This is a genomic window from Ruegeria sp. F5, from assembly GCF_056533845.1.
The window spans coordinates 13,210-25,647 of the sequence record NZ_JBQFOU010000009.1; the positions used below are offsets into that span (position 1 = coordinate 13,210).

The 12,438-nt window shown below is 62.5% G+C and carries 13 protein-coding genes; 9 read left to right on the forward strand and 4 right to left on the reverse strand.

Annotated features, from left to right (window positions below):
- Positions 1 to 6 precede the first annotated feature (6 nt).
- Genes ACR0K1_RS14610 through ACR0K1_RS14625 form a run of 4 tightly spaced genes read right to left on the reverse strand, consistent with a single transcriptional unit; the run spans position 7 to position 4,737 of the window.
- The gene (locus ACR0K1_RS14610; protein WP_480615215.1) at positions 7 to 636 is read right to left on the reverse strand and encodes a DUF3726 domain-containing protein; all 630 of its coding nucleotides are present in this window, start codon (positions 634 to 636) and stop codon (positions 7 to 9) included.
- On the reverse strand, positions 633 to 2,318 hold the full coding sequence (locus ACR0K1_RS14615; RefSeq protein WP_480851146.1) for a hypothetical protein: 1,686 nt from the start codon (positions 2,316 to 2,318) through the stop codon (positions 633 to 635). The genes ACR0K1_RS14610 and ACR0K1_RS14615 overlap by 4 nt, the downstream gene beginning before the upstream one ends.
- Positions 2,315 to 3,292, reverse strand: coding sequence for a membrane dipeptidase (locus ACR0K1_RS14620; protein WP_480851147.1), 978 nt, complete (start codon positions 3,290 to 3,292; stop codon positions 2,315 to 2,317). The genes ACR0K1_RS14615 and ACR0K1_RS14620 overlap by 4 nt, the downstream gene beginning before the upstream one ends.
- Positions 3,292 to 4,737, reverse strand: a complete 1,446-nt coding sequence (locus ACR0K1_RS14625; RefSeq protein WP_480851148.1) for an aldehyde dehydrogenase family protein — start codon at positions 4,735 to 4,737, stop codon at positions 3,292 to 3,294. The genes ACR0K1_RS14620 and ACR0K1_RS14625 overlap by 1 nt, the downstream gene beginning before the upstream one ends.
- Before the next feature lie 102 nt (positions 4,738 to 4,839).
- Between ACR0K1_RS14625 and ACR0K1_RS14630 the strand changes: the two genes are divergently transcribed.
- The 9 genes from ACR0K1_RS14630 (at position 4,840) to ACR0K1_RS14670 (ending at position 12,367) form a co-directional block, all read left to right on the forward strand.
- Positions 4,840 to 5,742: a LysR family transcriptional regulator gene (locus ACR0K1_RS14630; protein ID WP_480851149.1), complete on the forward strand. Its 903-nt coding sequence runs from the start codon at positions 4,840 to 4,842 to the stop codon at positions 5,740 to 5,742.
- Positions 5,743 to 5,857: 115 nt separating this feature from the next.
- Complete coding sequence (gene napF, locus ACR0K1_RS14635; protein WP_480851150.1) at positions 5,858 to 6,373, forward strand: ferredoxin-type protein NapF; 516 nt, start codon at positions 5,858 to 5,860, stop codon at positions 6,371 to 6,373.
- Positions 6,370 to 6,660 (forward strand): chaperone NapD, encoded by a 291-nt coding sequence (locus ACR0K1_RS14640; RefSeq protein ID WP_480615203.1) that lies wholly within the window; start codon positions 6,370 to 6,372, stop codon positions 6,658 to 6,660. The genes napF and ACR0K1_RS14640 overlap by 4 nt, the downstream gene beginning before the upstream one ends.
- A complete protein-coding gene (gene napA / locus ACR0K1_RS14645; RefSeq protein WP_480615201.1) occupies positions 6,660 to 9,152 on the forward strand; it encodes a nitrate reductase catalytic subunit NapA in 2,493 nt (830 codons plus the stop codon). Before ACR0K1_RS14640 ends, napA begins: the two co-directional genes overlap by 1 nt.
- Before the next feature lie 27 nt (positions 9,153 to 9,179).
- Entirely contained in the window at positions 9,180 to 10,001 is an 822-nt protein-coding gene (napG, locus tag ACR0K1_RS14650) for a ferredoxin-type protein NapG (protein ID WP_480615199.1), read from the forward strand.
- Complete coding sequence (gene napH, locus ACR0K1_RS14655; RefSeq protein ID WP_480615197.1) at positions 9,998 to 10,915, forward strand: quinol dehydrogenase ferredoxin subunit NapH; 918 nt, start codon at positions 9,998 to 10,000, stop codon at positions 10,913 to 10,915. The genes napG and napH overlap by 4 nt, the downstream gene beginning before the upstream one ends.
- Before the next feature lie 12 nt (positions 10,916 to 10,927).
- Positions 10,928 to 11,365: a nitrate reductase cytochrome c-type subunit gene (locus ACR0K1_RS14660; RefSeq protein ID WP_480615195.1), complete on the forward strand. Its 438-nt coding sequence runs from the start codon at positions 10,928 to 10,930 to the stop codon at positions 11,363 to 11,365.
- Positions 11,366 to 11,394: 29 nt separating this feature from the next.
- Positions 11,395 to 12,096, forward strand: coding sequence for a NapC/NirT family cytochrome c (locus ACR0K1_RS14665; RefSeq protein WP_480615193.1), 702 nt, complete (start codon positions 11,395 to 11,397; stop codon positions 12,094 to 12,096).
- A 13-nt stretch (positions 12,097 to 12,109) separates the two neighbouring features.
- Positions 12,110 to 12,367 carry a hypothetical protein gene (locus tag ACR0K1_RS14670; protein ID WP_480615192.1) on the forward strand — a complete coding sequence of 86 codons (258 nt, stop codon included), beginning with the start codon at positions 12,110 to 12,112 and terminating at the stop codon, positions 12,365 to 12,367.
- The last annotated feature ends 71 nt before the right edge of the window (positions 12,368 to 12,438 follow it).

Here is a 12,438-nt window from a genome sequence, read left to right on the forward strand (position 1 = left end):
TCCCCTTCATTCATTGTCGGACAGCCCCGACCCGGCCCCGAGCCTGCGGGATTCCTCGGTTGCGGGCGCATAGGTGCGGTGGGCAAAGCCGGTAAGGATGCGCCAGCTTTCCCCGTCTGGCGTGGCGCGCGTTGCCTGAGGTCGCGGATCGCCCGGTCCCGGACCCGTAGCGACGCGGACGTGGCTGGACTGGGTGGGATGGCCGTGCGGCAGGGACAGCGAAACCCCATCCGTTGCCGCGACGCAATCGTCGAACGTGACGGTCAGGCTTGCATTCAGACGCCGGGCGACATTGGCGGCAAAGGGAAGCAACAGCGCCGGGGCGGCGACATTCCGGATCAGAACCGGCCCGGTTTGCAGGGTGGCTGCATGATCCGACAGCGCTGCTCCGGTCATCAGCGGGCAAAGATCACCGTCGCCCCGCCAATCCCCGTCTACAACCCTTGGGATGTGCCGGGTCAGCGCGTCGGCATAGCCCCGGTCCAGAACTGCAGCCAGTTCTGCCGCTCCGTCCAGACCCTGCGCGCACAGCCAGCGCGTGGCTTTCGCCGCCTCTTCCGAAAGACCCCATGTGTACCCGGCACCGCGCGTGGCGCGCTTGGCAGTGGCTTCGATCTCGTTCAGGGAAAAGCTCATGGCGTGACCTCGGGATAGACCCAGAGATCGGCGTTATCGAGGGTCAGTTCCTCGGGGTAAGGCGCGCCGGAATACATGCAGATACGCACCCAGCGATCTGACCGGGGATCAAAATGCGTTGCGCCAAAGAAGGACAGTTTGGCGCGCAGCATGTCGATGGGCAGAACGGTGGCGCTGATCGTGTTGTCGCGCACCTCGCCATAGGGGGCGAAGGGGGTCATCTGCGCGCGGCGGACCGTGTGGCGGTGTTCGGGGTGGCGCAGCAGGAACCTGGCAACCGGTTCCGTGTTGTCCCATCCGGCCAGACATCTGTGGGCCAGCGCCGCATCCCGCGCCGGGGCCAGAGGTTGTTCGTATTCCGCAATCGGTTCCTCGAACCGTTCCCCCAGTCTGGGTTCCAGCTTTTCTTCCGAGACATACCACGCCCGGGCGCAGTTCTCGGGGGCGTCCCAGTCCAGATCCAGCGCCCAGTCAAAGCTTTGCCGGATCAGCGCCCGCAAGTCCGAGATCGCCATCGCGCCATCGATCACCTGCGCGCCGGAATGGGTGTCGGCCATGCAGCTTGCCAGACCATCCACAAGATCGGGATAGGGCTCGAGGATCAGCGAGGCGATCAGCTCCTGCCCCTCGGGGCTCAGCGCGGTTTCGGACCAGCGTACCAGCCGGTCCCAGGGGTTGTTTTCGGTCAGGTTGTCTTTTTCGAGATAATCCGAGATTGCCGACAGATCAGCCTTCAGCGCTGCCAGCTTCTCGATCTGAACCGGATGCTCGGACTGCCACCATGAGATCGACAATCTGCTGCGCTCGAAAATGGTCCGAAAGGCACGGGCCGCGGCCACAGATGCCGTTTCGACCGACCGCACGCGCGAGATCGCCTCTTCCCGCGCCATGATCCAGTTGTTGAACAGGACCGGGTGGTTGACGATAAAGGGCGCCATGCCCAAGCCGGTGGAATTGCCGATCCCCAGCCAGCGGGCGATGTCGGGGGCCAGGTCTGCGGTTTTCTCGCCACCCTTGGCGCGGGCCATATGCTGTACCAGATCGCGAACGAAGGTGCGGGTCAGGTAGACCGACAGCATCTCGGCCTGAAACGGGGCGCTGGTTTCCGTGCGGTCCGCGATCTTTTCGCGATCCGCTGCCCCGAACTTGCCCGAGCCGTATACGGCGGTGGTCCGCATCAGGTATCCGACCTTGTAAATCTGCTGCAGATCCGGCTGTTGGCCCGCCGCCAGCCTGTCCACCACATGCGCCCATAACCGGACCGAGCGGTTGGCGCGCGACAGAGACAGCTCGCGTTCGCTGACGCGGCCCGCCTCTTGCAGCGGCACGTTTTGCGACAGCCGGTCGATATCTTCGGCCGTCGGCACACCGTCGAACAGGGCAAAGGTCGCATCCCACGCTTCGGCAATCACCCGGTCCGAGCGCTGTTCGGGCGGCAGGTCATGGGCAAAAGCAACCAGCGAATAGGCGCGTTCCGGCCCTTGCGCCGTATAGACGGCATGGCCGACGCCGCTGTCGTCAATCTCGAAGACCGGGCGCGAGAAGGTCCAACGCTCGTTGGCCATGCGCCGGGTCAGTTGCCGCATGAAGCTGAGCCTGCATTGATGCAGCGACCCCAGCCGCGACAGGCGCATCACCTGCGCGGGATCGCGCCGGGGAATATGCGCGCCGCTGCGGGTCATTCCGCCTGCGGTCCGAAGTTTTCGGCGAAGAAGCGATACCAGTTGCCGCCCATGATGCCCGCGACCTCATCGGTGCTCATGCCCACCGCGCGCAGACCGTCCTCGATATTGCCAAAATCGCGGTTGTCCTGAAACCAGCCGGGCATCGGCGGGAAACCGGGGGCCGAGGCTGAGCCTTCGCCATAGTCAATCTCTTTGGTCCAGCGCCCCACGCGCATCCATTCCACCACGCTGTCGGGCTGGTCCTGACACAGATCGGTGCCGATCCCCAGATGCTGTGCGCCATATTTATCAGCCGTCCGGGCGATCATTTCGCAGAAACTCTCCAGCGTGCAGGCGGATTTGTCCTTCAGGTGATGAGGGTAGACCGAAAAGCCCAGCATCCCACCCCGTTCCGTAACCGCCCGGATCACCGCATCGCGCTTGTTGCGCAGCGCAGGGGCCCAGTCATGCGGATTCGCGTGGGTGATGGCAATGGGCCGCTCAGACAGGTCGGCGGCCTCGATAGTCGAGCGGTCGGCGGAATGGCTCATGTCGATGACAAGGCCGACACGGTTCATTTCGCGGATCACCTGTTTGCCCATACGGGTGATGCCGGTATCTTCGGCCTCATAGCAACCGGTCGCCAGCAGGGACTGGTTGTTATAGGTCAGTTGCATGAACCGCGCGCCCAGATCGTGCAGGATTTCCACCAGCCCGATATCGTCTTCGATGGGTGAGGGGTTCTGGAACCCGAAGAACACCGCCGTCCGCCCGGTTTCCCGCGCAATGTCGATATCGCTGGCCCAGCGGCCTTTTATGATCAGGTCCGGGTATTGCTCGAACCAGCGGTTCCACTTCTCAAAATTCAGGACGGTTTCGCGGAAATTCTCATGATAGGCGATGGTGACATGGATCGCGTCCACGCCGCCCTCGCGCAGTTGGCGAAAAATCTTCTCGGACCAGTTGGCGTATTGCAGCCCGTCGATACGCATCAGACCGGTGTCCCGGCGCTGATATAGGCGGTTTTTACCGTTGTGTAGAACTCGGCCGCCGCCTTGCCCTGCTCGCGCGGGCCATAGGAACTGTCGCCGCGTCCACCGAAGGGCACGTGATAGTCGGTGCCTGCGGTCGGCAGGTTAACGGTGACAACGCCGGTACGGGCGTTGCGGCGGAAATGGGTGGCGCGGGCAAGGTTCTGCGTGACGATGCCCGAGGTCAGGCCGAAATTGGTGTCGTTCACCACGCTTAGCGCTTCGTCATAGCTGTCGACCCAGATGACGCTGGTCAGCGGCGCGAACATCTCTTCGCGGTTGATGCGCATATCGTTGGTGGTGTTCAGGAACACACCGGGGGACATGTAGAACCCGTCATGCGGCATCTCCAGCCGTTGTCCGCCGCAGGCCAGTTCCGCGCCCTCAGACTGGCCCAGATCGACATAGGCCAGGTTCTCGTGCAATTGCTGTTCGCTGACAACCGGCCCCATCTGGGTGCCGTCCTCAAGCGCATGCCCGACCTGCATCGCCTGCGCGCCCGCGACCAGCTTTTCGACAAAGGCATCGTGAATGCCCGCATGCACCACAAGGCGCGAGGAGGCGGTGCATTTCTGACCTGTCCCGCCAAACGCGCCGCCCAAAGCCAGCGAAACCGCCAGATCCAGATCGGCATCGTCCATCACGGCCAGTGCGTTCTTCGACCCCATCTCCATCTGCACCTTGGTCAGGTTCTGGATCGCTGCCCCTGCGATGCCCTTGCCCACTGGAACCGAGCCGGTGAAGGAAATCGCGTTGACCGATGGGCTTTCGACCAGACGCTGCCCGATGCTGCGCCCCGAGCCCATCACAAGGCTGAACAGACCTTTGGGGATGTCCTGCCGTTCGATGATCTTGGTCAGCGCCACGGCCGAGGCCGGGGTCAAGTTCGCAGGTTTCCACACCACCGCGTTGCCGTAGCAAAGCGCCGGTGCAATCTTCCATGATGCGGTCGCGGTGGGGAAATTCCACGGGCTGATGATGGCAACTACGCCCACGGGTTCGCGGCGCACGTCGATCTCGACACCGGGGCGGACGCTGTCGGCGTTTTCGCCGATCTGGCGCAGGCATTCGGCGGCGTAATAGGTGAAGAACTGACCGGCGCGATAGACCTCGCCCTTGCCTTCGGCCAGCGGCTTGCCCTCTTCCCGGCTCAGCAGCATTCCTAGCTCTTCGGCACGGGCCATCAATTCGGTGCCGATATTCATCAGGACCGCCTGCTTGCGCTCGGGCAAGTACGCGGCCCATTCGGCCTGCGCAATCCGCGCCTGATCCAGCGCCGCGTCCAGTTGCTCGGCGCTGGCTTGTGCGAACAGGCCAACCAGATCGCTCAGATCCGAGGGGTTGCGGTTTTCAATCTCGGAGTCGCCCGCCAGCCATTCGCCGGCGATCAGGTTCAGTTTGGTCACGTCAGGCCCCAAATGCACAGGTTCAGTTGGGAACAGGATGGATTTTGTTCGTTACATCAGTCAAACTCAAATAACTTTAACCCAGTTCAGGAAATCTGAAGCATGGCCATCAAGATCGAAATGCTGCGCTGCTTCTGCACCGTCGCACAGACCGGCAATCTGGCCGAGGCTGCGGACCGTCTGGGCCGCACCCAGTCCGCCGTGTCCATGACGCTGAAACAGCTTGAGGATCATCTGGGCAGGAAACTGTTTGAAGGGGAACGAAAAAACCAGCTGTCGCCGCTGGGACAGCAGGTGTTCGATCTGGCGCTGCGGCAGGTGCGCGAGTTTGATCAGACCGTCCAAAACATCGAAACGGCGGCTCTCGCCGAACATGGGTTGATCCGAATCGTCGCGGTGCCGTCGGTTGGGGCGGTGCTGTTCCCATCGCTGCTGGAGCATATGACGACGCGGTTTCCGGGCCTCAAGGTCGATCTGCGCGATGCGGATACGCAGCAGGTTCTGGACGCCGTGGCCGGGGACAGCGCCGATATCGGGCTTGCGTCCGGTCATCACCCGCTGAATGGGGTTCAGGCCGTTCCCTTGTTCGAAGACCGCTTTGGCCTTGTTGCCGCGTCGGATCACCCGCTGATCGCGCGGGCCGGGCCGCCGAAAATCGTGGACCTTGCGGGCATCGCGTTTCTGCGAAACCCGCTATGCGATTCCATAACCTCGGACGCGTTTCAGGACGTGCTGAAAGCGTCCGGGGTCACGATCCACAATACGCATTCGCTGATCACGATGGTGCGCACCGGGCGCTTCGCCACGGTATTGCCGCAGACGGTGGCGCAGTTTCTTCCCGACAACGTGGTATTTCGCCCGATTGCAGACGTATCGGAAATGCGCAGAGTTTACCTTTATGCCCGCGAAAGGGCGCGTTTCAATGAGATCATTGACGCCTGCCGGTCGTTTATTCTGACGAACACACCGCCCCGCGACCGCGCCGGGCGGCAGCGATCTAATTAATTTGCCTAAAGACCAGGCGTCTGCCACATTGACCTGTATCAAATCTGAGCATCTAAAAAGCTGCTACGACGGCGAAATCACAGTATGATGTTGCCAGAGGATTGGTCGCCAGCGCATGAGCCAGTTGACCACAAGACGCGCGTTTCTAAGCGCCCGCATGCTCCGCGACGATGCTGATGCGGTGCGCCCGCCCGGTGCGGCCGAGGCGGGGTTTTCCGATCTGTGCACGGCCTGCGGGGATTGCGTAAGCGCGTGCCCCGAAGGCATCATCGCCGTCGATGATGGCGGTTTGCCCGTGGTGCAGCTGAACACCGGCGCCTGCACCTTTTGTGGCGAATGTGCCCGGTCCTGTGCCACCGATGCCCTCGATCCCGAGCGGGTGCCGGACTGGCCATGGCGGGCGGCGGTTCAGGGTGCGGATTGCCTGTCGATGAACGGTGTCAGCTGCCGCCTGTGTCAGGACAGCTGCGATCAGAACGCCATCGGGTTCAGGCTGCAACTTGCGGGTCGCGCCGACCCGGTCCTGGACCTGGACAGTTGCATCGGATGCGGCGCATGCGCCGCTGCCTGCCCTGTCGGTGCGGTGTCCTTTGAACGCGCCACCACCCCTCAAACGGAAGTGATCCAATGAATATCTGCGGTTGCCTTGTCCATGTCGCCCCGGACCGCACCGACGCGGCCCGCGCCGAGATGACCGGCGTTCCGGGCGTGGAAGTGCATGCCGAGGCCGAAGACGGCCGTTTTGTTGTTGTCGTCGAAGATACGCCCGACCGTCTGGCGTCGGAAATCATCATGGATCTGCACCAGATCCCGGGGGTGATCTCGCTCTCGCTGACCTATCACCATTTCGAAGAACTCGCGGGGCCCGCTCCGCAAACCAACGCTCCAAGCCAACCGCCCAGCAGGAGGCCCGTATAATGACTGTTTCTGAATCCCGCCGCACCTTCCTCAAGGCGTCTGCGGCTGCCGCAACCGCCTCGGCCGCAGGCATCCCGATGGCCGCAGGTCAGGCCAACGCACAAGTCGGCAACCCCGACATCCGCTGGGACAAGGCGGCCTGCCGGTTCTGCGGCACCGGCTGTTCGGTTCTGGTCGGCACCAAGGATGGCCGCGTGGTCGCCACGCAGGGCGACCCGGATGCGCCGGTCAACCGGGGCCTGAACTGCATCAAGGGCTATTTCCTGTCCAAGATCATGTACGGCAAGGACCGCCTGACCACGCCGCTGCTGCGCAAGACCAATGGCGAATATGACAAGAACGGTGAGTTCGAACCCGTCAGCTGGGACGAAGCCTTTGACGTCATGGCCGCCAAGTGGAAAGAGGCGCTGGCCAAGAAAGGTCCGACCAGTGTCGGCATGTTCGGCTCGGGGCAGTGGACCGTCTGGGAGGGCTATGCGGCGTCCAAGCTGATGAAAGCGGGCTTCCGGTCCAACAATATCGACCCCAACGCGCGCCACTGCATGGCCTCGGCTGTGGTGGGGTTCATCCGCACCTTCGGCATTGACGAGCCGATGGGCTGCTATGACGATCTGGAACACGCCGATACCTTCGTGCTCTGGGGCTCGAACATGGCCGAGATGCACCCGATCCTGTGGTCGCGCCTGACCGATACCCGCCTGACCAAGCCGGGCTGCGAGGTGCATGTGCTGTCGACCTTCGAACACCGCTCGTTCGAGCTGGCCGATAATGGCATGGTCTTTGCGCCGCAGACCGATCTGGCGATCCTGAACTATATCGCCAACTACATCATCCAGACCGGCGCGGTGAACCAAGAGTTCGTCAACAACCACGTCAACATCACCAAGACCGCCACCGATATCGGCTATGGCCTGCGCGACACCAACGCGTTGCAGCAAGAGGCCGCGAACCCGAACTCGGGCAAGATGGAACCGATCAGCTTTGACGAATACGCCGAAGCGGTCGCACCCTACACGCTGGAATACACCGCCGAACTGTCGGGCGTTCCGGCGGACAAGCTTGAGAAACTGGCCAAGCAATATGCCGACCCCAACCGCAAGGTCATGAGCCTGTGGACCATGGGCTTCAACCAGCACACGCGCGGGTCCTGGGTGAACTCGCTGATGTACAACGTGCATTTGCTGGTGGGTAAGATTTCGGAACCCGGCAACTCGCCGTTTTCGCTGACCGGTCAGCCCTCGGCCTGTGGCACGGCGCGCGAGGTCGGCACCTTTGCCCACCGTCTGCCCGCCGACATGGTGGTGGCAAACGACAAGCACCGCGAGATTTGCGAAACCGCCTGGAAGATACCCGCAGGCACCATCCCGCCCAAGCCCGGTTTTCACGCCGTGCTGCAGCACCGCAAGCTGAAAGACGGCGATCTGAACGCCTATTGGGTGCAGTGCAACAACAACATGCAGGCCGCGCCCAACATCAACGAAGAAGGTTATCCCGGCTATCGCAACCCCGATAACTTCATCACGGTCTCTGATCCTTATCCGACGGTCACCGCCGTGTCTGCCGACCTGATCCTGCCCACCGCCATGTGGGTCGAGAAAGAGGGCGCCTATGGCAATGCCGAACGCCGCACCCAGTTCTGGCGGCAGCAGGTACAGGCCCCGGGCGAAGCGAAGTCCGACCTGTGGCAGCTGATGGAGTTTTCCAAACGCTTCACCGTCGAAGAGGTCTGGGGCGAGGAACTGCTGGCCAAGATGCCCGAACATCGCGGCAAGACCATGTTCGACGTGCTCTATGCCAACGGTCAGGTCGACAAGTTCCCGCTGTCGGAAACGGCAGAAGGCTTCCACAATGACGATGCCGAGCATTTCGGGTTCTACGTCCAGAAAGGCCTGTTCGAGGAATATGCCGAGTTCGGGCGCGGTCACGCGCATGATCTGGCACCCTTCGAGATGTACCATCAGGCGCGCGGCATGCGCTGGCCGGTCGTGGACGGCAAGGAAACGCTCTATCGCTTCCGCGAAGGCTATGACCCCTATGTGCCCGAAGGGGCGGGCGTGAAGTTCTATGGCAAGAAGGATGGCAAGGCCAATATCATCTTTGCCCCCTATGAACCCGCCGCCGAAGAGCCGGATGAAGAATACGATCTGTGGCTGTCCACGGGTCGCGTGCTGGAACACTGGCATTCGGGCTCGATGACGCGCCGCGTGCCGGAACTGCACCGGGCGTATCCCTCGGCTGTGGTCTACATGCACCCCGAGGACGCGCGTGATCGCGGTCTGCGCCGCGGGCAGGAGATCGTCCTGTCCACCCGCCGGGGCGAGGTCACCAGCCGGGTCGAAACCCGTGGGCGCAACAAGGTGCCGCGCGGTCTGGTATTCATGCCATGGTTCGACGAGCATCAGCTGACCAACAAGCTGACGCTGGATGCCACCTGCCCGCTGTCGAAAGAGACCGACTTCAAGAAATGCGCCTGCAAGGTCGAGCGCGCGTAACCGGCAAGGATCGCAAAGGTCGTCCCCATGTCCCCCCTTGCCGACAAACCCCTTTCGCCGCAACGGCGCCGTTTCCTGCAGGATTCGGCGCGGGCAGCGGGCGGCTGCGCGGTCGCCGGGTCGCTGCTGGCCTGGCTGGCCCGCGACGCGCGCGCGCTGCCGGCCGAGGCCCTGCGCCCGCCCGGTGCGCTGCCGGAAAAGGAGTTTCTGTCGGCCTGCATCCGCTGCGGGCTGTGCGTGCGGGACTGTCCTTATGACACGTTGAAACTGGCCGAACTGGGCGTGGATGCGGTGGCGACCGGCACGCCCTATTTCACCGCCCGCGATGTGCCGTGTGAGATGTGCGACGACATTCCTTGCGTCGCCGCCTGTCCCACCGGGGCGCTGGACCCCGGACTGGATGATATCGACGAAGCCGAAATGGGCGTCGCCGTACTGGTCGATCAGGAAAACTGCCTGAATTTCCTCGGGCTGCGCTGCGATGTCTGCTACCGGGTCTGCCCGGTGATTGACGAAGCGATCACGCTTGAAACCGCGCATAACGCCCGCTCGGGCCATCACGCGCTGTTCATCCCGACCGTGCATGCCGACCGCTGCACCGGCTGCGGCATGTGCGAAAAAAGTTGCGTTCTTCCTGAAGCCGCGATCAAGGTTCTGCCCGCCCGTCTGGCCCGAGGCTCCGGCGCCGATCACTATCGCAAAGGCTGGGAAGAGAAAGAGGCCAGGGGCGCGCCGCTGGTCGAAGGCGTCATCGACCTGCCGGACCGCCTGCCGGGACCGGGCATCGACAATCTGGCCGCGCCGGGCGGTTTTGAACCGGGGTATGGCTTGCCGGGGGTAGGACAATGAGCGCCCGCACCCATATGCCCGTGGGTCAGGAGGCTATTGAGGCCAAAGGCTGGCTCGGGGCTCATAAATACCTGCTGCTGCGCCGCGCCAGCCAGCTGTTCTTTCTGGCCCTGTTCCTGCTGGGGCCGTGGTTTGGCATCTGGATCGTTCAGGGCACGCTGGCCGGGTCTCTGATTCTGGGCGTGCTGCCGCTGACGGACCCGTTGGTTCTGTCGCAAAGCGTGATCGCCGGGCACTGGCCTGAGCTGACGGCGCTGATCGGCGGGCTGATCGTTCTGTTGGCCTATGCGTTGATCGGCGGGCGGGTCTATTGTTCCTGGGTCTGCCCGATCAACCCGGTGACCGATGCCGCCAACTGGCTGCACCGCAAGCTGGACCTGCCGAAAGGCTGGCAGCCCAAACGCGGCACCCGCCTGTGGATATTGGCGACGGTTCTGATTGTCTCGGGCCTGACCGGCGTGATTGCGTGGGAGTTGATCAACCCGATCACCATGCTGCACCGCGGGCTGGTCTTTGGCATGGGCTTCGTCTGGGCCATGATCGCCGCGATCTTCGTCTTCGATCTGTTTGTCGCGCGCCACGGCTGGTGCGGGCATCTGTGCCCGGTCGGCGCGTTCTATGGGCTGGTGGGGTCCAAAGCGATGCTGCGCGTCAGTGCCGCCAACCGCTCTGCCTGTGACGACTGCATGGATTGTTATGCCGTCTGTCCCGAAAATCAGGTCATCTCGCCCGCGCTGAAGGGCAAGCCGGGCAGCACGCCGGTCATCCTGTCGCCCGACTGCTCCAATTGCGGCCGCTGCATCGATGTCTGCGCGGTCGACGTGTTCACCTTTACTCACCGGTTCGACGACCATGTCGCCGCACCTTCCGATCCAGTTGCCGCGTCCGATACACGCGCCGCCAGACCTATTTAAGGGAGTGCCAAGATGAAAAAATCAATCGTGACAGGCGGATTTGCCCTGATCCCCGTTTTGCTCCTGAGCGGGTTCGCCCTCGCGCAGTCAGCCCAGGTGCAGACTTTGCGCGGGGCCGAAGTGGACGAGCCGATTCCGCTGGATCAGATTCACGGCAATATCGAAAAGCGGATGCAGCGGAACTATCGCCACCAGCCGCCGCTGATCCCGCATTCGATCGAGCAGTACCAGATCGATATCCGGACCAATCAGTGCCTGTCCTGCCATGACTGGACCAAGGCGGGCGAACGCAATGCGCCGACCCTGTCGATGACCCACTATCTGGACCGCGAAGGCCGCGAGCTGGATCAGATTTCCGGCACCCGGTATTTCTGCAACCAGTGCCACGTGCCGCAGGCCAACGCCCCGGCGCTGGTCGATAACGTCTTTCAGCCGTCCTCCGGCAACTGATCCAACGCAAGATTGAAAGGAGCCGCGATATGGCAGACTCCCCCGAAAAACGCGGTTGGATTGGCCGCCTCTGGACCTGGATCTGGACCCCGGCGGTTGCCTTCAGTTCAGGCTTCCTGATCCTGGCGGGCTTTCTGGCCGGTATCCTGTTCTGGGGCGGATTCCACTGGACGCTGGAACTGACCAATACCGAGGAATTCTGCGTCTCGTGCCACACGATGGAAACCAATCTGGGCGAGTATCGCGAGACCATCCACTACAACAACCATTCGGGCGTCCGTGCGATCTGTTCCGATTGCCACGTGCCGCATGAATGGAACCACAAGATCAAAGCCAAGATCATGGCGGTCAAGGATGTCTATCACGAACTGGCCGGCACCATCAGCACGCCCGAGAAATACGAGGATCACCGGCTGGCGATGGCCTCTGCCGTATGGAAAAAGATGAAGGCGTCGGACAGCCGGGAATGCCGCAACTGCCACAATTTCGACTATATGGACTTTACCATTCAGGAAGCCCGCGCCGCATCCGAACACCAGCGCGCGATTGATGAAAACATGACCTGCATCGACTGCCATCAGGGCATCGCGCACAGCCTACCGCCGAATTATCTGGAGGAATACCAGAACGTTACCGAAGCGCTGAATGGCGAAGCAGACACGCCGCTGGAACAACAGGCGGCGGCAGACAGCGACGAAATCCGGTCATTTCTGGCCACGCGTACGGAATAAGTGAGGGCACAGTATGCTTGATATTCTTGGAACCATCGGCGGCAATGTCATCAGCCTGCCGGGCATTCTGGGTCTGGCGCTGGGCATGATGACCCGCAAGCTGTGGCTGGGTGCCCTGCTGGGCGGGCTGGTCGGCGTGTTCGAGACACTGGTTTTTGCCGGTTTTCAGTTCGCCCATGTCGAAACGCTGGAACTGCTGATCGCCGTCATCGTCGGCGTCTGCGCCGGTAGCCTGGGCACCGCCATTCGCCTGAAAGGGGCGACGGTCTGAACGCGCCTGTCTTCTGAACCTTGACGGAAAGCCCCCGCTTTTGGTGGGCTTTCCGATAATAACCCTGATCA

Excerpts from the sequence above, each read along its gene's own strand:
- ACR0K1_RS14620 (WP_480851147.1), bottom strand. The coding sequence starts at position 3,292 with ATGCGTATCGACGGGCTGCAATACGCCAACTGGTCCGAGAAGATTTTT.
- napA (WP_480615201.1), top strand. The coding sequence starts at position 6,660 with ATGACTGTTTCTGAATCCCGCCGCACCTTCCTCAAGGCGTCTGCGGCT.
- ACR0K1_RS14615 (WP_480851146.1), bottom strand. The coding sequence starts at position 2,318 with ATGACCCGCAGCGGCGCGCATATTCCCCGGCGCGATCCCGCGCAGGTG.
- ACR0K1_RS14640 (WP_480615203.1), top strand. The coding sequence starts at position 6,370 with ATGAATATCTGCGGTTGCCTTGTCCATGTCGCCCCGGACCGCACCGAC.
- ACR0K1_RS14660 (WP_480615195.1), top strand. The coding sequence starts at position 10,928 with ATGAAAAAATCAATCGTGACAGGCGGATTTGCCCTGATCCCCGTTTTG.
- ACR0K1_RS14610 (WP_480615215.1), bottom strand. The coding sequence starts at position 636 with ATGAGCTTTTCCCTGAACGAGATCGAAGCCACTGCCAAGCGCGCCACG.
- napG (WP_480615199.1), top strand. The coding sequence starts at position 9,180 with ATGTCCCCCCTTGCCGACAAACCCCTTTCGCCGCAACGGCGCCGTTTC.
- ACR0K1_RS14665 (WP_480615193.1), top strand. The coding sequence starts at position 11,395 with ATGGCAGACTCCCCCGAAAAACGCGGTTGGATTGGCCGCCTCTGGACC.
- ACR0K1_RS14630 (WP_480851149.1), top strand. The coding sequence starts at position 4,840 with ATGGCCATCAAGATCGAAATGCTGCGCTGCTTCTGCACCGTCGCACAG.
- napF (WP_480851150.1), top strand. The coding sequence starts at position 5,858 with ATGAGCCAGTTGACCACAAGACGCGCGTTTCTAAGCGCCCGCATGCTC.
- ACR0K1_RS14670 (WP_480615192.1), top strand. The coding sequence starts at position 12,110 with ATGCTTGATATTCTTGGAACCATCGGCGGCAATGTCATCAGCCTGCCG.
- napH (WP_480615197.1), top strand. The coding sequence starts at position 9,998 with ATGAGCGCCCGCACCCATATGCCCGTGGGTCAGGAGGCTATTGAGGCC.